This window comes from Colwellia sp. KU-HH00111 (assembly GCF_040362745.1).
GTDB lineage: Bacteria > Pseudomonadota > Gammaproteobacteria > Enterobacterales > Alteromonadaceae > Colwellia.
On sequence record NZ_BAABWO010000002.1, the window covers coordinates 70,717 to 92,099 of the forward strand.

Genomic DNA, 21,383 nt, shown 5'->3' on the forward strand with positions numbered 1-21,383 from the left:
ATTACAATAAGTATTATAACTATAATGATAGGCGAATAACATGATAAATAACAATCTTAAAATCAATCGGTTAGCTCTGATTGTTGCTGTGGCATTTAGTGCTTCTTCAGCACAGGCGGTAGACTTCACCTTTGGTGAAGATGATGACATTTTACTACAAATTAACTCACAATTAGATATTGGTTCAAGCTGGAGGCTCGGCGATGCTGATTCGAGGTTTATTGGTAAAAGTAACGGTGGAACTGGCGCCACAACCACGACAGATGATGGTAATTTAAACTATTCTAAACATGATGCCTACTCGCAAATTATTAAAGGGGTACATGATATTCAATTAAGCAAAGACGACTTTGGAGCCTTTGTTCGTTTTAAATATTGGTATGATTATGCGCTTGAAAAGGGTGATGTAAATCACGGTAATTCAATCAATGGTTATACCCCAAACACCCCCTTAAGTGACGATGGTTTTGAAGATAATACTAAATTCTCTGGCATCACTTTATTAGATGCTTATCTCTATGCTTCGTTTGATTTAGCTGATACGCCAGTAGATATCCGTTTAGGTCGTCAAGTGGTTAGCTGGGGCGAAAGTACTTTCATTCAAGGTGGCATGAATTCATCAAACCCATTTGATGTGGCAGCGTTAAGACGCCCAGGTGCTGATTTAAAAGAAGGTATTTTACCTGTAGGCATGTTATATGCGAATGCTGGTATTACTGAAAACTTGAGTATTGAAGGTTTTTATCAATATGAGTGGGAGAAAACTCAGATTGATGGTTGTGGTACCTACTTTTCAGGTGCTGACTTTGCAGCCTCGGGCTGTAACTTTGTCTCTGTTGGTCCTTTTGGCGATCAAGCGGGATTAGCTGCAGGCCTTGCCGCTGAAAGAAAAACGGATTTGGAACCTGATAACGGTGGTCAGTATGGTTTAGCCGCGCGTTATTATGCTGAAGCATTAAATGATACTGAGTTTGGTATCTATTATATGAATATTCATTCTCGCCTGCCGCTTATTAACACGGTTCGTACCCGTATTCCTCCTGCTTATGTTACGGCTACAGGTGATGACATAGCCAACGCGCCAGTTTTTGTACCTAAATCGCACCCTGCAGCGGGTGGTTTCGCGCCATTTAACCCTGGTTATAACATTGATTTTCCTGAAGACTTGAAGTTTTACGGTGTAAGTTTTGCTACCAACGTTGCTGGTGTGGCTTTATCCGGTGAAGTGTCTTATAAACCTGATACGCCGGTTCAAATTAGTGGACCAGAATTACTTAATGGTGCGTTATCTGAAGCTCCTTTCTTACGCTATACCCCAAGAATTACCGCAGTTGAATATGGTGAAGTAGCTAAAGGTTGGGATGAATTTGATGTGACGCAATTGCAGATGACAGCTATTCAGTTTTTTGAAAATACTATGGGCGCTTCTCGGTTAACTGTTATTGCAGAAGTCGGTGTGATTTTAACTGATGGCGTTGAAGATTCTGATCAACATTACGGGAGAAACTCAGTCTTTGGTTTGGGTGATTTTGATGCCGGTGGCGGTTTAAATTGTACCAACCTTCTCGCTGCAGGGAATATATCGGGTGATTGTCGTACCGATGGTTTTGTTACAGAGAGTGCATGGGGTTATCGCATGCGTGGTGTATGGCAATATTCTGATGTATTTGCCGGCATATCGTTAAAACCTACTCTTTCTTGGGCGCACGATGTTAGTGGTTATTCGCCTGATCCAGCCCAACAATTTCATGAAGGGCGCAAAAACCTAGGTTTTTCATTAGAAGCATCATATCAGCAAAAATATACGTTAACGGTAGGTTACAACAACTATTCAGGCGGTAGTCATAATATTTTAGAAGATAAAGACTTAATCTCGCTGTCATTTGGCATTTCGTATTAATTACACTGTAAAACATTAAAGAGAATCATCATGAAAAAATATATTACAACAGCAAGTTTACTGATGTTATCACTGGTAACTACTTCTGCCTCTGCAAAAGTTAGTCAAGAAGAAGCCAATAAATTAGGCAAAAGCCTGACACCATTAGGTGCAAAAATGGAAGCTAATGCTGCGGGTACAATTCCTGCGTGGAAAGGTGGTTTAACCAGTAAAAATACTACTAAAAGTAAAAACAGTGGACGCCCTGATAATCCTTTTTCACAAGAAAAATCGCTATTCGAAATAACAAGTGCTAATTTTAATGAATACAAAGCTAATTTAAGTGCGGGTCAAATAGCTATGTTTGAAAAATATGCAGACTATAAAATGCCTATTTATAAAACCAAAAGAACGGCCGCATATTCAGATGAACTTTATGATGTCGTGAAGAAAAATGCGACAACGGCTGAACTGGTGCAATCGGGTAATGGTATCGCTAACTTTGATACAGCGATTCCTTTTCCTATTGCTCAAAATGGCTCAGAGGTAATTTGGAATCACATCACTCGTTATCGTGGCGGCACAGCTAAACGTTTTATAACAACTATTCCTGTGCAATCTAATGGATCATTTGTACCCGTAAAAATGAATGATCAGTTGGTATGGCCTGAGTTTTTAAAAGGCGGCCGTGATGCGAAAAAAGATAACAATATACTTTTTTATTACTTACAACAGATCACAGCCCCAGCGCGCTTAACAGGTACTGCTTTAATGGTGCATGAAACGATAGATCAAGTTAAAGAAGCACGTAAAGCTTGGGTTTATAATGCCGGCCAACGTCGTGTACGTCGTGCGCCTAATGTGGCTTATGATGGTCCAGCGGCAGGTGTTGATGGCTTAAGAACGGCTGATAACTTTGATATGTATAACGGTGCACCAGATCGTTATAACTGGAAGTTAGTTGGTAAAAAAGAGCTTTATATTCCTTATAACTCTTATAACTTACTTGATACCACCGCAAAATATGATGACGTGATACAAAAAGGTCATTTGAATGCTGACTATTTACGTTATGAGTTACACCGTGTTTGGCAAGTTGAGGCGACTCTAAAAGAAGGCGCTAGACATATTTATGCGAAACGTACTTTCTTTATCGATGAAGATACCTGGGGCGCATCGGTTATTGATCAATATGATGGCCGTGGTGAGCTATGGAAATTATCAGAAGCCCATAACATTCAATATTATGATGTGAATACCCCATGGATGGTTGCTGAAACAATCCATGACTTAAATTCTGGTCGATATTTGGTAACGGGTTTAAGTAATGAAGAGCCAGCGTTTATTACTTGGGGTAAAAAAGTTAAAAGAAAAGATTTTTCTACTTCAGCACTTAGACGTCTAGGGCGTTAGTTTTTAATAAAATCGAGCTGGTGAATACTCAACTAATGATAGTGAGATATTCATCAGTTTTTTCAATCATGTGTTTAGGATAAGTAATATGTTGAAACATAAATTTATATTTTTTAGTGTTTTATATGGGGTTTTATTGAGTTCGATTGGTGCAGTAAACGCTAATACGACATTAAAACCAGCGAGTAAGTATACGATAGCGCATCAAGAAGCGTTACTGGAAAGTTTACCCTTTAGCGATAAGCTTGATTTTTCTTTGGTTGAAAAAGGCTTAATTAAGCGCCCTGAAAAAGTTTCTATTAAAGATGAACAGGGTAATGTTGTTTGGGAACTAGGTAACTATCAATTTTTACTGGATAACAAAAATATAGATAGCGTTAATCCAAGTTTGTTACGTCAAGCTCAGTTAAATATGGCTTACGGCTTGTATCAAGTAACAGATCGTATTTATCAGGTTAGAGGGTATGACCTTGCCAATATTACCTTTATTAAAGGGGATAGTGGTTGGATTATTTTTGATCCACTCTTAACCGCTGCTACCTCTAGAGCAGCATTAGCGCTTGTTACCCAAGAGCTTGGTCAATTTCCAGTCAAAGCTGTAGTTTATAGTCACGCTCATGCTGACCATTTTGGTGGCGTTAAAGGTGTTGTTAGCCAAGCACAAGTTGATTCTGGTGAAGTACAAATTATTGCACCACGTGGTTTTATGGAACACGCCATTAAAGAAAATGTTCTTGCAGGCAATGCGATGACACGCCGTGCAACTTATCAATACGGTAATGCACTTGATAAAGGTGCAAGGGGCCAAGTTGATGCAGCTATTGGTAAAGGTTTATCTACAGGTGTAATCAGTTTGATTGCACCCACTAAAGAAGTTTTGGCTGATGAAGAAACCATTATCGTTGATGGTATTGAAATGGTGATGCAAAACACACCGAGTACTGAATCTCCTGCTGAAATGAATACCTATTTTCCACAGTTCAAAACCTTGTGGTTAGCTGAAAATGTTACCGGCACATTACATAATGTTTATACCTTACGCGGCGCTGAAGTGCGTGATGCTCAAGCATGGAGTAAGTATATCAATAAAGTAATATACCGTTTTGCTAACGATAGTGAGGTGATGTTTGCATCACACTCTTGGCCAAGATGGGGTAAAGACTACATTGTTGAAGTGTTAGAGAAACAACGTGATATGTACGGTTACTTGCATGATAAAACGTTAAACCTTGCTAATAAAGGCGTCACTATTAACGAAATACACAATCAATTATCGGTACCTGATGTATTAGCTCACCAATGGTATAACCGAGGTTATCATGGCTCTTATTCTCATAATGTAAGAGGCATTATCAATAAATACCTTGGCTTTTATGATTCTAACCCTGCCAACCTTAATAAATTGAGTCCTAGTGAATCATCAGTAAAGTATGTTGAGTTAATGGGGGGCGCAAACAATATATTAAGCCAAGCGAACAAAGCTTTTAAAAAAGGCGAATATCGCTGGGTAGCGGAATTACTTAATCATTTGATCTTTGCTCAACCAGAAAATGAAAAAGCAAAACATTTACAAGCAGACACTTTAGAGCAATTAGGCTATCAAGCTGAAAATGCGGGTTGGAGAAATAGTTATTTGGCTGCGGCTTTTGAATTACGTTACGGATTACCGACAACCGCTAAGGCAACAAAAGCGGGTCCAGATATGATCGCAGCAATGAGCAGCGAACTGATTTTTGACTTCCTAGGTGTTCGATTAAATACTGATAAAGCATTGAATCAAAAGTTAAAAATCAACTTTGTTTTCCCTGACCGCAACGAAAGGTTTTTACTAGAATTGAAAAATGCTCATTTGAATAATATTGAAAATATTCAAGATGAACAGGCAGATTTAACGGTTACTATCAATCGAACAGATTTAGACCTTTTATTGATGAAGCAACAATCATTTCAGCAATTAGTTCAATCAGGCGCAATGAAACTTGATGGCAATGGCAAAGTACTTGGTCAATTGTTAATGATGATGGATGAATTTCCTTTTTGGTTCAATATTGTTACCCCATAAACGTTAAGCGTAATGAATTGTAGGTTGAAAAATGAAAAAATCACAAAAGAATACATTTGATTATATTGTTGTTGGCGCGGGGTCTGCTGGTTGCGCTTTGGCCGCTAGATTGTCTGAGGATTCAAATGTTTCAGTTTGCCTTCTTGAAGCAGGTGGGCCTGATAAAAGTATTTTTATTCATGCTCCTGTTGGCGTAGCAGCAATGTTACCAACCAAGCTCAATAACTGGGCATTTGAAACGGTTCCTCAACCCGGTTTAAATGGTAGAAAAGGCTATCAACCTAGAGGGAAAACTTTAGGTGGAAGCTCGTCTACAAATGCCATGTTGTATGTCAGAGGAAATCAGTGGGATTATGATAACTGGGCAGCGTTAGGTAATGAAGGCTGGTCTTACAAAGATGTGTTACCTTATTTTATAAAATCTGAAGGTAATGAAGGGCTTGAAAATAGTTATCATGGCACAGATGGACCTTTAGGAGTGAGTAATGCTACTGATGCAAGTCCATTAAATGAAATGTTTATTAAGTCATGTGAAGAGCATGGGATTAAGAAAAATTTTGATTATAACGGTGCTGACCAAAATGGTAGTTTTATGTACCAACGTACTGTTAAGGGAGGCGAACGCTGCAGTGCTGCAAAAGCTTTTATAACGCCAAATAGGAACAGAAGTAATTTAACTGTTATTACCCATGCGTTATCAGAAAAAATATTGCTAGAGGGTAAAAAAGCGATAGGCGTACGTTATCAAAAAAATAAAACAGCGTTTGATATTCACTGTAATAAAGAAGTTATTCTGAGTAGTGGTGCTTTTGGTTCACCACAAATATTGATGCTATCAGGCATTGGTGACAGTAAACACCTTACTGAAAAAGGCATAACTTGTGTCCATGATTTACCGGGTGTCGGTCAAAATTTGCAAGACCATATTGATTATGTGCAAACCTTTAAAGTAGCTAGTAGTGATGATACTTTTGGTTTATCTGTTACCGGTGGCATGAGTATGTGCAAGTCTTTGTTTGAATGGAAAAGCAAACGAACAGGTAAAATCACCAGTACCCTTGCTGAATCAGGCGCTTTTTTTAGCACAGAAGAACATACTGTTGCCCCTGATGCACAGTTTGTTTTTGTACCTGGTATTGTTGATGATCACGCCAGAAAAGTAAACTTAGGTCATGGTTATAGCTGCCATATAACCGTTTTACGGCCGGATAGTGTCGGCGAAGTCAAATTGCACAGTAAAAACCCCAACGATTCTCTTGTTATTGATCCTAAGTTTTTTAGTCATAAAAAAGATATGGAAGTGATCAAAAATGGAGCTAAAAAAATGCAAACTATTCTTGAAGGAAAACCTTTCGATAAGATTCGTAAAAACATGCTTTATCACGTTGGTAATGATGAGCAGTTAGTACAAGATATTCGTAATCGTGCCGATACTCAATACCACCCTTGTGGAACATGCAAAATGGGAACCGCTGAAGATAAAATGGCAGTAGTTGATACAAATTTGAAAGTATACGGCATACAAGGATTAAGGGTAGCTGATGCCTCTATCATGCCAAAAATAGTCAGCGGCAATACAAATGCGCCAACGATTATGATTGGTGAAAAAGCAGCAGACATGATTTTAGCCGACTCTCAAGACAAAAAGCTTGCTTAATTTAATCGTATATAGCACTAAAGCTGCGTTGATAGGATTATGGGTATTTGCTCTGTTAGGGCTATTGTCCCTGTCACCACTATCATTCGAATATCAACCTTATGTTTTAGCCTTAGCGGGTGTTGTGCTTTTGGTACACTTGCTTGAGTTTTTTGCGATGAAAACTAAAGTAAAAAGTAAAAGCACAATTGATATGAGCTTTGTACAAACCATGCTTTGGGGGTTTAGTTATTGGTTACCTTTACTCAAAAAAAATAAGCAACTTAGTCAGGGAGATAAATAGGTCTCTTCCTATAATGGATTTAAAACCACAACCAGGAAACTGACTGTGGTTTTTTATTCGTTCTGAAAAGACTTAAGCGCAGGGAAAAATAAGACTGTATATAGGCTGATTTATTAGCATTTAGACTACAAGAAATATCACGCTAACAGTATTGTTGTATATGCTGGAATGGTTGATGCAATGGATCATCATATTGGCCGACTAATTCAACCCTTAAAAGATATTGGTGAACATAAAAATACGGTATTTGTTTTCACATCAGATAACAGTGCGGAAGCATCGGTTCCTAACGGGCTGCGCATTTTAATCCCAGACTCTAGCAGGGTTGAACGAAAATTGCTAAGGGCATCAAAATTCGATTGGTCTCCATCTCTGGTAGTAGCGCAAGTTTAGCTAAATCAGGATAAATATTACAAAAAAACACTTTTACTCTAAGGGATCGTTGAACAGGTTAAATTGGAATTAAGTCGGTTAAAATGTTAGTACGTCTTAATCTATTATATCCAAATAAGTAGAACGACATAAATATAATAGAAAGGCCGATGTACGACGGATAAGCAGGTCTTCAATGTTTGTACATTGAAGTAAAAAATATTTTTTTCAAAAGAGACTATCTTGTATTGGCTAATACTTTCATAAAATGACTCATATGAATCCAGATAAAGTCTAAACATAAATAGAGTGGAGAGTGGTACGTTGTTAAATAAATTAATATCTAATGAATTATCTGAAAGTGCTGTGTTACCTTTATCCTTATTGAGTAAAGTATCGACTCACCCGCTACGTGAAAGGCTTTATAATGAATTACACAATAGGCCTTTTCCATCAATATCACCCCCTGCTCAACTCACAAATATGGCTATTCAGCATCAAGGGAAGTTAAAGCAGCAAGAACATGAATTTATCTCACTGTTATGTAATAGATTTCAAGTAAACTCACCTGCGAAGTCAATGCCATGTTTTTATCAAGACTTTGGTCTATTCGGCCTTCGATGGGAACGTCATTTAGAATATTCCACCTATACTTTTATTCACCAAGCACCATTAACTGATCAACCCTTTATTAAAAATGCTATTGATTATGTCCCCAGTAATTGGCTTGAGAAAATGCCCGGCCAATTGATCGCTGCTGTGCATTTGATCATAGAATGTGAAAATATCGACAGTGCGATAACACACAAGGTTGAACAATTTTTTGACAATATGTCATTGATAGCCAGTGCTCCCGTAAATTCACAGGCCAAAGTGTGGAGTTCATTTAAATTACATGATGATGGCTTTGGCCGTTTTCTGATATACCAGCAGGGCTTATCAGCGGCACAGCTTGGGCGCTTAGTACAACAAATATTACAGCTTGATACGTACCGTTTGATGGCAACATTGGGTTTACCGTTGGCTCAAGCAATTAATAGTGAGCTTAATCAACTAGACATACAGCTGCAACAAGTTACTACTTACATCGCATTAGGCACTGATAAAAGCGATAGAGAGCTACTAACACAAGTATCTAAAATAGCGGCAAAAGTGGAAGATTATCGTAGTCAAAGTACCTACCGCTTCTCGGCCACTAATGCGTATTACGATGTAGCATTACAACGGATGGAAGAGCTAAAAGAAGAAGAAATCCCAGGTTATATGACTATGCAAGAGTTCTTAATGCGTAGAATTACACCTGCAGTTAAAACCTGTCAAACGGCGTCGAATCACTTAGAAGATATTTCTAGAAGAGTCACCCGTGCTAGTGATTTATTACGTACACGTGTAGAAATGGTACTTCAGGAGCAAAACCAAACCTTACTAAAATCAATGAATCAGCGTGCCAACATTCAAATGCGTTTACAACAAACTGTTGAAGGTTTATCCGTTGCCGCGATAAGCTATTACGGCATGCAATTGTTTGAAACTATGCTAAGTTCATTACCTGAGCTCGGAGTTGAATATAACCATGAGCTTGTAAGTGGTTTTGCTGTGCCTATTGTTATTGGTATTGTTTTTGTTGCCACCCGTTTAGTACATAAGCGCTTAATGAAAGGGTTAAAATAATACAGATATATGTAATGATACAGTTGACAGTAATATTATTATAATAACTGTATGATGTATAGATTATGAATATTAAAGCTCAACGTGATATTTCTCGTAAATTAAAAATATTTGTACATTCAGAACGAATTAAGAACGTAGCAAAAATATGCCGCTATTTAGGTATATCAAGGGAAGCATTTTATCGGTGGAAGCGATCTTACAAAAATTTGGTGAAAAGGGTTAATCAATAACCGACCTTGTCCTGAAAATCCAAGTCTTCGGACCGATCCGACAATTGAATAAAAATACTATACCTACGTACGAGACCCTAAAGGTAGGTTTTGTAAAAATTAACGTGTTCACCCACTGTATAGTCTAAATCATTTTCTAGAGTTGGCTAAAAATATGTCTACGGCTTTATTACATATTTCTTCAACATGGCCGACGTCCGTATAAATACCGTCAATTAATAATTTAGCTATACCATGGATAGTACCCCATAGTACTTGTGACACACGCAAAGCATCATTTTCATCACTATTTACGCTATCTAATAACTTTAATTTTTGCCATTCATTGATCATATCAACTTGATATTGAAAACAAGGATAAGCAATGTCTTTTAATTCTTGAGTACTGTTCTTTTGTTTCCAAATAGTACGTCCAAACATCAACTCATATAGTTCAGCGTTATCTTTGGCAAAATTAACATATTGATGAATATATATGGAGAACCTCTCCTTCATCGAAAAGCTATTGTTATTAAACGTTTTCTTGTTCATGTGATCTAATTGTGCAAATCCTGCCTCTGCAATACCACAAAGTAAGGCATGTTTATCTTTAAAATGATGATAGGGGGCAGTTCGAGAAACCCCTACACGAGAAGATAATTTACGAAGAGAAATATCTTCTATACTGCCTTCTTTAAGCATTTCGCTTGCTACTTTAAGTAGGGTATTGCGCAAATCACCGTAGTGATATTTTGATTTTGATGGGGAATTTTTCATGGATGTGAATCTATCAGTGAATGATGTGGTTGTCTAATTAATAATAAACGATCTTGACAGTGTCTTATTTTAATTGTACCTTATGTTTCACTTGTTTGACAGTGTCAAGTTAGAGGTAAAGGAAATTGTTTCTATCTCTTTCTATAGCAAATGGTTGACACTATTTTTGTAATGAAAGGGTGATTTTATGTCTCTACAGCATTTTCCAAATTTATTTACTCCACTTGATTTAGGTTCTACTACACTAAAAAACCGTATATTGATGGGTTCTATGCATACTAATCTAGAAGAAATTCCGGGTGGATATGAGAAGCTAGCTAAATTTTATGCGGCACGTGCACGTGGCGGTGTTGGTTTGATTGTTACAGGTGGGATTGCGCCAAACAAAAGCGGTGTTGTATTTGAGGGTGCTGCGTGTATGGATGACGAATCAGAAATACCTCAACATAAGTTGCTAACTGATGCTGTGCATGCTGAAGGTGGTAAAATCTGTATGCAGATTTTACATACAGGTCGTTATGCCTACACCAAAGCATTAGTTGCTCCGTCAGCACTGCAAGCGCCAATCAACCCTTATGTCCCTAAAGAATTATCAGATAATGAAATTGAACAACAAATTAATGATTATGTTCGTTCGGCTGAATTAGCTAAATTGGCTGGTTACGATGGTGTTGAATTAATGGGTTCAGAAGGTTATCTGATCAACCAATTTATAGCGCAACGAACCAACCAAAGAACTGACCAATGGGGCGGTTCTTTTGAAAATCGTATTCGTTTCCCATTAGAAATTATTCGCCGCGTACGGAAAAATGTTGGTGAAAAATTTATTCTTATTTACCGTTTATCTATGCTCGATTTAGTTGAAGGTGGCAGTAGTTGGGAAGAAGTTGTTACGTTGGCAAAAGAAATTGAAAAACTCGGTATTAATATTATTAATACCGGTATTGGTTGGCATGAAGCACGTGTGCCTACCATTGCATCAGGCGTACCACGGGCAACTTTTAGTGGTGTAACTGCGAAATTACGTAAGGAAGTTAGCGCACCTGTTATAACCTGTAACCGAATTAACACCCCTGAAGTTGCGGAAGAACTTATCGCTAGCGGACAAGCAGATATGGTTTCAATGGCGCGTCCTTTCTTGGCAGATCCTGATTTTGTAATAAAGTCTGAGCAAGGTAGATCACATGAAATCAATACGTGCATTGGTTGTAACCAAGGCTGTATTGACCAAGTGTTTGAAGGAAAACTAACCACCTGTCTTGTTAATCCACTTGCGTGTAAAGAATACGAAGTGGAGGCACAACCAACACAGCAACCTAGAAAAATTGCTGTAGTGGGGGCAGGCCCGGCAGGAATGATTGTCGCAGCAATTGCTGCGGAACGTGGTCATCAGGTAACACTATTAGAATCACGCGACACCTTGGGTGGTGAGTTTGAAATTGCTGCGCGCATTCCAGGTAAAGAAGAATTTTTTGAAACCTTACGTTATTTTAAACATCGTTTTGAACGTGCAGAAGTAGATGTTCGCTTAGGACAAACAGCGACTAAAGCGCAATTACTTAAGGAAGGGTATGACGATGTTGTCGTAGCCACAGGTGTAGTTCCTTGGACACCACCTATTCCCGGCACAGAAACGGCCGAATATTTGAATTACCTTGATGTATTAGTTGACCGAAAGGCGGTAGGAAAACGCGTTGCAATTATTGGTGGAGGCCCTATTAGCTTTGACGTAGCAGAGTTTCTTACTGAGCATGAAGGGCATCAACAACAAAGCAAAGAAGCCTTTATGGCAGAATGGGGTGTTGACAGTAATTTTGAAACCCGAGGCGGTATTATTGAACCACAATCAACACCACTTGTTGATCGCGAAATCTTCATGCTTGAAGTTAGAGATATGAAAGTGGGTGCTGAATTAAGTAAAACTACAGGTTGGATTCACCGTACTGTTTTGAAAAAGCGTCAAGTTAGAATGTGGGGCGGTGTTACTTTCAACCAAGTTGATTCAAATCGCGTAGACATTACTCACCAAGGCGAGAATAAAATTTTAGATGTCGATACGGTGATTGTCTGTGCAGGACAAAAACCTCGTAATAACCTTGTGAGTGAACTCGAAAATAGCGGTATTAACGTTCATGTTATTGGTGCTGCAAAAGATGCGCGTGGCATGGACGCGAAGAATGCCTTCGCTGCAGGGTTAGAATTCGCTAAAACGTTATAAAACCGTTCGAAACTTAAAGCGACTTAGGCGCTTTAAGTTTAAATTATCACAAATATGTCACATACCCGTAAATTTACATTTGTTGTGTGACAATAAACTGAAGATTACATTAAGCAAGGCCATGCGCTTGCAACCGTAGTGATTACAAATTAATCGCTACTCTTACATGTGAACTTCAGCTTCTACCTTACTTATTTTAAGGAAAGATTAATAATGCCAGAATATAATGCCCCTTTAAGAGATACTAAGTTTGTAATGCAGGAGTTACTTAATTGTAATGAACACTATCAACATTTAGGTTATCAAGATGCTACTCCAGATATGCTTGATGCTATTTTGTCAGAAGCTGCAAAGTTTTCAGAAAACGTTATTGCGCCAATTAATGCAACAGGTGATAAAGAAGGTTGTCGGTGGGAAAATGGAACAGTAACAACGCCAACGGGATTTAAAGAAGCATATCAACAATATGTTGAAGGAGGTTGGCCTACACTTACGCATCGTACTGAGTTCGGTGGTCAAGGATTACCTTATTCATTAAATAGTCATGTCACTGAAATAGTCGCAGCCGCAAACAATAGCTTTTCTATTTATCCGGTCTTAAGCCATGGTGCTTCGGCAACCATTGAAGCTCATGGTACCCAAGAGCAGCAAGCGATGTTTATGCCAAAGCTTGTTGAAGGGACTTGGACTGGCACAATGTGCTTAACCGAACCGCAATGTGGTACTGATCTGGGCTTACTAAGAACAAAAGCAGAATTAAATGAAGATGGAACGTATGCTATTACAGGTACTAAGATATTTATTTCAGGTGGCGAACAGGATTTATCTGAAAATATTATTCATATTGTAATCGCTCGAATTCCTGGTTCACCTGAAGGAACGCGCGGTATTTCACTATTCGCAGTTCCTAAGTTTAATATTTCTGCTTCAGGAGATATTGAAGAGAAAAACAGTGTAAGTTGTGGTTCTATTGAACACAAAATGGGCATTCATGCGAATGCCACATGTGTGATGAATTTCGACGGTGCTAAAGGGTATTTAATTGGTACAGCCAATAAAGGATTAAGCTGTATGTTTACCTTTATGAATGCAGCACGACTAAATGTTGCAAATGAAGGAGTGGCCTCTGCTGATGCTTCTTTTCAAGGGGCATTAGCTTATGCAAAAGATCGTTTACAAATGCGCTCTCTTTCAGGGGTGAAAAATCCTAATGGGCCAGCAGACGCAATAATAGTACATCCAGACGTTCGTCGAATGTTGTTAACTCAAAAGTCAATTGCTGAGGGCGGTCGAGCATTCGTTGGTTACTTGTCGCAGTTAGTTGATAGTACTCATGCAGAAAAAAAACCAGAAATAAAAGCAATTGCAGAAAGTAAGTTATCCTTACTAACACCCATAGCAAAAGCTTTTCTTACAGAGCTAGGTTTTGAAGCAACCAGTCATGGAGTGCAAGTTTTTGGTGGCCATGGCTTCATTCAAGAATGGGGAATGGAACAATTAATGCGTGATGCACGTATCAGTATGCTTTATGAAGGCACTACAGGTATTCAAGCGTTAGATTTATTAGCGCGTAAAGTGTTAGGCACTAAAGGTGAAATCATGAAGCCATTTGCTAATGAAGTGGCTGAATTTTGTCAGCAAAACTCTACTAACTCAGAAATGTTAGCCTTTATTACGCCTATGATGAAATATGCTGATGACTGGAAAAAACTTACCGAAAATATAGGTAATAAAGCGAATGAACGCGCTGATGAAATAGGCGCAGCATCGGTTGACTATTTGATGTATTCCGGCTATGTGGTATTAGCTTATTTTTGGGCAAAAATGGCTAAAGTCTCATTAGAAAAAATTGCAGCAGGTACAGATGATAAATTTTATCAAGCCAAAATAAAAACAGCTAAATTTTACTTTGATCGTATTTTACCAAGAGCAAATGGTCATGCGGATTGTATTCATTCGGGTGGCATAAGTATGATGGCACATGATGAAGACGAATTTTTATTTTAGGTTAATAATCACATGTAATGATTAATATCGCGGATGTATCTATATTATTGAATTTTATTTTTGCTGTTTTCAGTGAAGAGGTATATCCCCTTATATATTTATAGGAAAATAAATAATGCAAACTAATTCAAACAATGAACTTATATTAGCCAATGCTAATAGTGGCGTTTTGGAAATCCAGATTAACCGTCCTGATAAGCTGAACGCTTTAACTGATTATATGTATGGCAGCCTCATAGAAAAGTTAGAACAGGCTGAAAATGACACTGCAATTAAAGTGATCCTATTACGAAGCAGTGGTCCACACTTTAGTGCTGGTAATGATCTTGCTGACTTTCTCGAAATTGAATTTAATGATAAAAGTAACGTTATCCAGTTTTTAGTCACTTTAGCCAGATTAACCAAGCCTATTATTGCTGCAGTCAATGGCGCAGCTGTTGGTATTGGCAGTACGTTGTTACTGCATTGTGATCTCGTTTATGCGGCTGCAAATACTACGTTTTCAGTACCTTTTATTAAATTAGGGCTGACACCGGAAGGGGGATCAAGCCAATTGTTAGCTGAGCGTTGTGGTAGTTTGAAAGCGAATGAATGGCTACTTACAGGACGTAATATTTTGGCGGATGAAGCGCTTACTTGTGGTTTAATCAACCAAGTAAACAAAGATGCAGAAAGTAATTGGGATGCTGCAATGATTTGCGCACAACAACTAGCGAAAAATTCGATTGATGTTTTGATTGAAACTAAAAAATTATTAAAAGCAGACCAGGCTCCTACAATTATTGAATTGATTCAGAAAGAAGCTGAAGTGTTCGCAAAAAGATTACAGTCAGATGAAGCTAAAGCCGCATTTTCCGCTTTCTTAAAAAGATAGATGATAGAACGTGAGAGTTGATGGCAGCATTTTATTCTCTCGCTGCATAATTTTCTAAACTTATGGTTTAAAGTCATTAAAGTTTTATGTTAGGTATTTCAACTTTATTGTTACGTACAAATAATTAGCATTATTATAAGGATTTACTTTTCATATAATTTAAAAATGAAACGTCCAATTAAAACGATTGTGTTTACTTTTTTCAAGGCATACTCAATCGCCAAATTTTATAAAAACTGATAGTTATATTGCTATTTAATTAATATCAACCCCTATTTTTACCCCATTAAACGAGGAAGTTAGACATGTTATTTCAAGGTCAAAATCTTTCTGTCGAACTACTGGATGACGGCATTGTTGAATTTAAGTTCGATGCTAAAGGATCTGTAAATAAGTTCGATCAGGAAACTTTTAAAGAGTATATCGAGGTTGTTGCAGCAATTAACAATTGCAGTGAAGCTAAAGGCGTTATCGTAACCTCTGGCAAATCAACATTTATTGTTGGCGCAGACATCACAGAATTTTTAACCTCATTTAGTAAGCCTGAAGATGAGTTAGCATCTTGGGCAAAGAAAGCATCTGATGTTTTCGATTCATTTGAAGATATTCAACTGCCCACTATAGCTGCTATTAACGGCATTGCTTTAGGCGGTGGTTGTGAAATGACACTAGCATGTGACTACCGCGTCGCAGCGACTAATGCCAGTATCGGCCTACCAGAAGTTAAACTAGGATTGATGCCTGGTTTTGGTGGAACAGTAAGACTTCCACGCGTTATTGGTTTTGATAATGCGGCAACTTGGATGTCAACGGGTAAAGCATTTAAACCTGCAGCTGCACTAGCACAAGGTGCTATTGATGCCGTTGTAGAACCAGAAAATCTTCATGCTGCTGCTATTAGCATGCTTAAACTGGCAATTGACGGCAAACTAGATTGGCGCTCGAAACGCCAGCCGAAATTGGAAGCATTAAAGTTATCGCCGACAGAACTCATCATGTCATCAACTACCTGTAAAGGTATGATTGCCGCTAAAGCGGGTAAACATTACCCTGCACCAATGGTGATGATAAATACATTGATTGCTAGTGCTAACTTAGATCGCACTGGTGCAATGGCTACCGAAAATGCTGGTTTTGCAAAATTAGCCAAAACGGATGCAGCAACAGCACAAATTGGTTTGTTTATGGCAGACCAAGTGATCAAAGGCAAAGCGAAGAAAGCAAGTAAACTTGCTTCAAAATCAGTCAATAAAGCGGCTGTGTTAGGTGCTGGCATTATGGGTGGTGGTATTGCATACCAATCAGCTTATAAAGGCACGCCGATCATTATGAAAGATATTAATGATCAAGCACTCGATCTAGGTTTAACAACCGCTACGGGCATTTTAACTAAACAAGTTGAACGTGGTCGTATGAATGCTAAGAAAATGGCTGGCGTATTAAACAACATCACTCCATCATTAAGTTATGACAGTGTTAAAGACGTAGATATTGTTGTTGAAGCTGTTGTTGAAAATCCTAAAGTTAAAGGCATGGTTTTAGCTGAAGTTGAAGGCGTAATAAATGAAGATGCTATTCTTACTTCAAATACGTCAACCATCTCAATTGATTTATTAGCGCAAAGTGTAAAACGTCCACAAAACTTCTGTGGTATGCACTTTTTCAACCCAGTTAACAAAATGCCATTAGTTGAAGTCATTCGTGGTAAAGATACCTCTGATGAAACAGTAGCAGCTGTTGTTGCTTATGCCGCTAAAATGGGTAAGTCTCCAATTGTCGTTAATGATTGCCCTGGTTTTTATGTAAATCGTGTATTATTCCCATACTTTGCTGGTTGTAGTCAATTAGTGCTTGAAGGTGCAGACTTTACCGCTATCGATAAAGTAATGGAAAAACAGTTTGGTTGGCCAATGGGCCCTGCCTATTTACTTGATGTTGTTGGTGTTGATACCGCAGATCACTGTATTGGTGTTATGTCGGCTGGTTTCCCTACACGTATGAAAAAAATAGCGAATGATCCAGTAAGTACGCTTTATGCTAATGAACGTTTTGGTCAGAAAAATGGCAAAGGCTTTTATGACCACATCAAAGATAAACGTGGTCGTCCAATGAAAGTACCATCTCCTGTTACTTATGAATTACTTAGCCAACATTGTGCAGATAAAAAAGACTTCAGCAGTGAAGAAATCATTGCTCGCATGATGATCCCTATGGTTAATGAAGTGGTTCGTTGTTTAGAAGAAGGTGTTGTAGATACTGCAGCTGAAGCTGATATGGGCTTAATCTACGGCGTTGGTTTCCCACCATTTAGAGGTGGTGCAATACGTTATTTAGAAACTCTTGGTTTAGATAACTTTATCGCAATGGCTGATAAATATGCTGACTTAGGTGAAATTTATCATGTGACTGATGGCCTACGTAAAATGGCTAAATCAGGAAAATCTTACTTTTTTACCGATGTTAAATCAGCTTAAGTCTAGGAGAATAAAATGAACGAAGTTGTAATTGTAGACTGCATACGAACTCCAATGGGTCGCTCTAAGGCCGGTGTTTTTCGCAATGTACGTGCTGAAGCATTATCAGCGCACTTAATGAAACAAATTTTAGTACGTAACCCAGCATTAAATCCTGAAGATATTGAAGATGTTATTTGGGGTTGTGTGAAACAAACCAAAGAACAAGGCTTTAATATTGCACGTAATGCATCATTACTTGCTGGTTTACCAAAATCAATAGGTGGCGTAACTGTTAACCGCTTATGTGGTTCTTCTATGGAAGCGTTACACCAAGCAAGCACTAGCATTATGTCTGGTCAAGGTGATGTATTTCTAATTGGTGGCGTTGAGCACATGGGTCACGTACCTATGATGTATGATGTTGATTTTGATCCTGCACTGAATAAACATATTGCTTTAGCCTCTGGAAATATGGGCCTAACTGCCGAGTTACTAGGTAAGCAGCACGGTATTACCCGCGAGATGCAAGATGCCTTTGGTGCACGTTCACATCAAAAAGCCCATGAAGCACAATTAGCTGGTCGCTGGGATAACGAAATTGTTGCCACGCAAGGTCATGACGCCTCTGGTGCACTTACTTTAGTTGAGCATGATGAAGTCATTCGCCCTGAAACAACTGCTGAAAGCTTATCAGCATTACGTCCCGTGTTTGACCCTGCAAATGGCACAGTAACTGCTGGTACTTCTTCAGCACTTTCTGACGGCGCTTCAGCGATGTTAGTAATGTCTGCTGATAAAGCTAAAGCGTTAGGCTTAACACCACGAGTTAAAATTCGTGGCATGGCTGTTGCCGGTTGCGATCCTGCAACAATGGGCTTTGGTCCTGTTCCCGCGACTAAAAAGGCATTAAAACGTGCTGGTCTCTCAATTCAAGATATTGAGTTATTTGAATTTAATGAAGCATTTGCTGCACAAGCACTCTCTTGTGTTCGTTCATTAAAAGTTGAAGATAAAATGGATCAGATTAACTTAAATGGTGGCGCTATTGCACTTGGTCATCCTTTAGGTTGTTCAGGTTCACGTATATCAGGTACGCTGATTAACTTAATGGAGGGCCAAGATGTAAATATTGGTTTAGCCACTATGTGTATTGGTTTAGGCCAAGGCATAGCAACAGTCTTTGAAAGAGTTTAGTTTAAAAGCTAATGTTGGTTAAAATAAAATTTCACTTCGGTGAGTAATGCCGATCAGTTAAGAAAATGTATTGATTTTTAGCTGAATGAGATCAAGATCCGATGTTCACTTAACATCGGATTTTTTATGCCTTTAGATTATGATTTTCACTCTTTTGCTGTTTTTACACCTGAGCATTTTATTCCTTATTTGAGGTGCTATCACCTGAATTAATCGATAAATAACTTTATTAGTCGGTCTATAACCCTAATAAAACTTAGACTGCCACCTGAAATAGTACTTACTCGCTTTAAAATATAGAAGTTCACCACTGCTTTCAGTTAAAGTTTAACTTGAGCTCAGGGCGTGAAGCGAGATAGAAAGAATTTTGGTTAGCTATAAGATAATGAAGCTGATCTTAGCATTAACAACCCTCTAACGCCGTGAATGTGCACAAAATGATCTTACATTTATTGTGGCAAACCTAATATTATTCAGTGGTCACTCTAGGTGTTATTAGATGGTAGTGTTGGATCATAATGACTGGCAGTTCTTATGTAATTATCCACTTGCCGTGCAGCTAACTTAAAATAGGTTAAGGAGAAATTATATTTACTATAATTATTGGCAAGCTCAAATATGGCTCAAGACTATCAGCAGTTTACTTACCTTTTCATAACCTAGTTATTAATTTGCTATAGCTTACCTACAACATTCCCTGCCCAATCTAAAATTGATTCAATAGGGATATCCGTCGGGTGTCCTTTTACAGAATTAGGGTGAGAAATACCAATATGCTTTTTTGAACCAAACATAGTGTCCATTTCTTTTATGGGCCACCCAAGAGATTTAGTTACCACCCCTTTTTTTATTTTAGAAAACTGTTCTTGCCAATTACGAGTATCAATTTGTCGCACACATTTAGTCGATAACGATGCACTTAAACCAGTTACATCAACTTCGAGTAAATAATTAACATGTCCATTTAGCTCTACGACAACACAACGGATTGTTCTTTTCGCTCCTGAATCAATCAAATGGCATTTACTGCGCCCAACTTGATCTAACTCATGAGTGTAGGAATCAATAATTGTACAAGCGTATTTCTCTTCTAACATTTTTACCATCATGTTAAACGCCGTAAAGCGTGAGGCATACTCCTCTGAGTGATCGGTACAGTCTTGCATTCCTCCTCCCATATCTGCGGAAGGTATCTCACCATTACTCCCGGACTCATTGGTACTCACCGTATCATCTGCCCATTTTGGGGATTCTTGACTGTAATCTGGTCTATGACTCCTTTTAGGTTTTGTGGCTTTCGAGGTTGAAAAATTATTCTTAAATCTTAATGAGCAGGTATTTTCACCTAGCAAAAATGCTTGGTTAGCATCAGAAGCTTCGCTATCATCATCTACTTCATGATCTTCTGGACGTTCGTAGGGCTCTGGGCCTTTACCACCATTAGTTGGTGGCTTTTCATCATCTGGATGACTAAAAGCGGGGTTGTGAAAATAGACCCTCGAAGGCATTGGTGCATTAATTTCTATGTCGATGATCTTTTCTACCAGAAAATAGTTACCACTTTCATCCAGCCTACCTTCATAAGTAAAAGACCACCCTGACATTTGCGGAGGATCGAAGTAAAACAACCAGCGCTTATAACCATGTGAAACATCTAAGTTGATCTCGGTATTAAAGTATTTAAAAATTGATTCAAATGAGCGCTTTGCATTCGCGTCAATAAGTAACCAACTCAGCATTGCTCTTGTTGCAGAATCATTGAAAGCTGAAAGGGGGTACTTTGATGTTGGTAGCACTTCAATATTGGCAAAACCTTGCTTGAAGTTAACGTCGACCTTGAAATCAGTTAGTAAACGCGAAGACATTAATGACGCTCTAGATAGATAAGAACTGGCGTAAAATAAGATTCTCGCCAATTCAAGCTGAGGGATAACCAATGTAGGAGCATTGATTCGATCTAGCACAAATGCATTTTGTTCAGACTCTTTTTCCCTTAAAGACTTTGCCGAACCCAAATCTGAAAATTCATTCAGCTTACTTTTCCTAAGGTAATCATTGTTTCTAAAGATATAACGGCCTCTATTCACATAATTTTCTGACTGCTCTCTTTGGTTTATTATTTTACCTCGATACAACGCTGGCACATTTGCAAAGGCAGTCGCATGAAAACCCTTTTTTTGCTGAGGCGGGTAACACCAGACCTCAATTGAAGGTCGATAAGAGGTATCACTTGTTCGTAGCAATATTTTTCCGATGTGAACTATGCGAACATCATCATCACACTTGTAAAATCTAGCGCCCATCATAC

15 protein-coding genes are annotated in these 21,383 nt (G+C 38.4%); 13 read left to right on the forward strand and 2 right to left on the reverse strand.

Annotated elements, in window-relative coordinates; translation table 11 throughout:
* The first annotated feature begins 40 nt into the window (after window positions 1-40).
* The 8 genes from ABXG98_RS04615 (at window position 41) to ABXG98_RS04650 (ending at window position 9,570) form a co-directional block, all read left to right on the forward strand.
* A complete protein-coding gene (locus ABXG98_RS04615; protein ID WP_353537526.1) occupies window positions 41-1,900 on the forward strand; it encodes a DUF1302 domain-containing protein in 1,860 nt (619 codons plus the stop codon).
* Between the two features lie 30 nt (window positions 1,901-1,930).
* On the forward strand, window positions 1,931-3,292 hold the full coding sequence (locus tag ABXG98_RS04620) for a DUF1329 domain-containing protein (protein WP_353537527.1): 1,362 nt from the start codon (window positions 1,931-1,933) through the stop codon (window positions 3,290-3,292).
* An 88-nt stretch (window positions 3,293-3,380) separates the two neighbouring features.
* Complete coding sequence (locus tag ABXG98_RS04625) at window positions 3,381-5,354, forward strand: alkyl/aryl-sulfatase (protein WP_353537528.1); 1,974 nt, start codon at window positions 3,381-3,383, stop codon at window positions 5,352-5,354.
* Window positions 5,355-5,385: 31 nt separating this feature from the next.
* Window positions 5,386-7,011: a GMC family oxidoreductase gene (locus ABXG98_RS04630; protein ID WP_353537529.1), complete on the forward strand. Its 1,626-nt coding sequence runs from the start codon at window positions 5,386-5,388 to the stop codon at window positions 7,009-7,011.
* Window positions 7,004-7,294: a hypothetical protein gene (locus tag ABXG98_RS04635; protein ID WP_353537530.1), complete on the forward strand. Its 291-nt coding sequence runs from the start codon at window positions 7,004-7,006 to the stop codon at window positions 7,292-7,294. Before ABXG98_RS04630 ends, ABXG98_RS04635 begins: the two co-directional genes overlap by 8 nt.
* Before the next feature lie 150 nt (window positions 7,295-7,444).
* On the forward strand, window positions 7,445-7,687 hold the full coding sequence (locus ABXG98_RS04640; RefSeq protein ID WP_353537985.1) for a sulfatase-like hydrolase/transferase: 243 nt from the start codon (window positions 7,445-7,447) through the stop codon (window positions 7,685-7,687).
* 303 nt (window positions 7,688-7,990) lie between these two features.
* Window positions 7,991-9,337 (forward strand): DUF3422 family protein, encoded by a 1,347-nt coding sequence (locus tag ABXG98_RS04645; RefSeq protein WP_353537531.1) that lies wholly within the window; start codon window positions 7,991-7,993, stop codon window positions 9,335-9,337.
* A gap of 65 nt (window positions 9,338-9,402) precedes the next feature.
* Window positions 9,403-9,570 carry a helix-turn-helix domain-containing protein gene (locus ABXG98_RS04650; RefSeq protein ID WP_353537532.1) on the forward strand — a complete coding sequence of 56 codons (168 nt, stop codon included), beginning with the start codon at window positions 9,403-9,405 and terminating at the stop codon, window positions 9,568-9,570.
* A gap of 129 nt (window positions 9,571-9,699) precedes the next feature.
* Here ABXG98_RS04650 and ABXG98_RS04655 read toward each other — a convergent pair whose 3' ends face one another.
* Window positions 9,700-10,326: a TetR/AcrR family transcriptional regulator gene (locus ABXG98_RS04655; RefSeq protein ID WP_353537533.1), complete on the reverse strand. Its 627-nt coding sequence runs from the start codon at window positions 10,324-10,326 to the stop codon at window positions 9,700-9,702.
* Between the two features lie 187 nt (window positions 10,327-10,513).
* Between ABXG98_RS04655 and ABXG98_RS04660 the strand changes: the two genes are divergently transcribed.
* The 5 genes from ABXG98_RS04660 (at window position 10,514) to fadA (ending at window position 19,075) form a co-directional block, all read left to right on the forward strand.
* Window positions 10,514-12,544, forward strand: coding sequence for an oxidoreductase (locus ABXG98_RS04660; protein WP_353537534.1), 2,031 nt, complete (start codon window positions 10,514-10,516; stop codon window positions 12,542-12,544).
* Between the two features lie 213 nt (window positions 12,545-12,757).
* Window positions 12,758-14,551 (forward strand): acyl-CoA dehydrogenase C-terminal domain-containing protein, encoded by a 1,794-nt coding sequence (locus ABXG98_RS04665; protein ID WP_353537535.1) that lies wholly within the window; start codon window positions 12,758-12,760, stop codon window positions 14,549-14,551.
* A gap of 115 nt (window positions 14,552-14,666) precedes the next feature.
* Window positions 14,667-15,425 carry an enoyl-CoA hydratase-related protein gene (locus ABXG98_RS04670; RefSeq protein WP_353537536.1) on the forward strand — a complete coding sequence of 253 codons (759 nt, stop codon included), beginning with the start codon at window positions 14,667-14,669 and terminating at the stop codon, window positions 15,423-15,425.
* Window positions 15,426-15,730: 305 nt separating this feature from the next.
* Window positions 15,731-17,899 carry a fatty acid oxidation complex subunit alpha FadB gene (gene fadB / locus ABXG98_RS04675; protein WP_353537537.1) on the forward strand — a complete coding sequence of 723 codons (2,169 nt, stop codon included), beginning with the start codon at window positions 15,731-15,733 and terminating at the stop codon, window positions 17,897-17,899.
* A gap of 15 nt (window positions 17,900-17,914) precedes the next feature.
* Complete coding sequence (fadA, locus tag ABXG98_RS04680; protein WP_353537538.1) at window positions 17,915-19,075, forward strand: acetyl-CoA C-acyltransferase FadA; 1,161 nt, start codon at window positions 17,915-17,917, stop codon at window positions 19,073-19,075.
* A gap of 674 nt (window positions 19,076-19,749) precedes the next feature.
* Here fadA and ABXG98_RS04685 read toward each other — a convergent pair.
* Entirely contained in the window at window positions 19,750-21,378 is a 1,629-nt protein-coding gene (locus tag ABXG98_RS04685) for a Tn7-like element transposition protein TnsE (RefSeq protein WP_353537539.1), read from the reverse strand.
* Between the last annotated feature and the right edge of the window lie 5 nt (window positions 21,379-21,383).

Bases quoted from the DNA above. Each gene is read 5' to 3' on its own strand.
- ABXG98_RS04615 (WP_353537526.1), top strand. From the start codon at position 41: ATGATAAATAACAATCTTAAAATCAATCGGTTAGCTCTGATTGTTGCT.
- ABXG98_RS04620 (WP_353537527.1), top strand. From the start codon at position 1,931: ATGAAAAAATATATTACAACAGCAAGTTTACTGATGTTATCACTGGTA.
- ABXG98_RS04625 (WP_353537528.1), top strand. From the start codon at position 3,381: ATGTTGAAACATAAATTTATATTTTTTAGTGTTTTATATGGGGTTTTA.
- ABXG98_RS04630 (WP_353537529.1), top strand. From the start codon at position 5,386: ATGAAAAAATCACAAAAGAATACATTTGATTATATTGTTGTTGGCGCG.
- ABXG98_RS04650 (WP_353537532.1), top strand. From the start codon at position 9,403: ATGAATATTAAAGCTCAACGTGATATTTCTCGTAAATTAAAAATATTT.
- ABXG98_RS04655 (WP_353537533.1), bottom strand. From the start codon at position 10,326: ATGAAAAATTCCCCATCAAAATCAAAATATCACTACGGTGATTTGCGC.
- ABXG98_RS04660 (WP_353537534.1), top strand. From the start codon at position 10,514: ATGTCTCTACAGCATTTTCCAAATTTATTTACTCCACTTGATTTAGGT.
- ABXG98_RS04665 (WP_353537535.1), top strand. From the start codon at position 12,758: ATGCCAGAATATAATGCCCCTTTAAGAGATACTAAGTTTGTAATGCAG.
- ABXG98_RS04670 (WP_353537536.1), top strand. From the start codon at position 14,667: ATGCAAACTAATTCAAACAATGAACTTATATTAGCCAATGCTAATAGT.
- fadB (WP_353537537.1), top strand. From the start codon at position 15,731: ATGTTATTTCAAGGTCAAAATCTTTCTGTCGAACTACTGGATGACGGC.
- fadA (WP_353537538.1), top strand. From the start codon at position 17,915: ATGAACGAAGTTGTAATTGTAGACTGCATACGAACTCCAATGGGTCGC.
- ABXG98_RS04685 (WP_353537539.1), bottom strand. From the start codon at position 21,378: ATGGGCGCTAGATTTTACAAGTGTGATGATGATGTTCGCATAGTTCAC.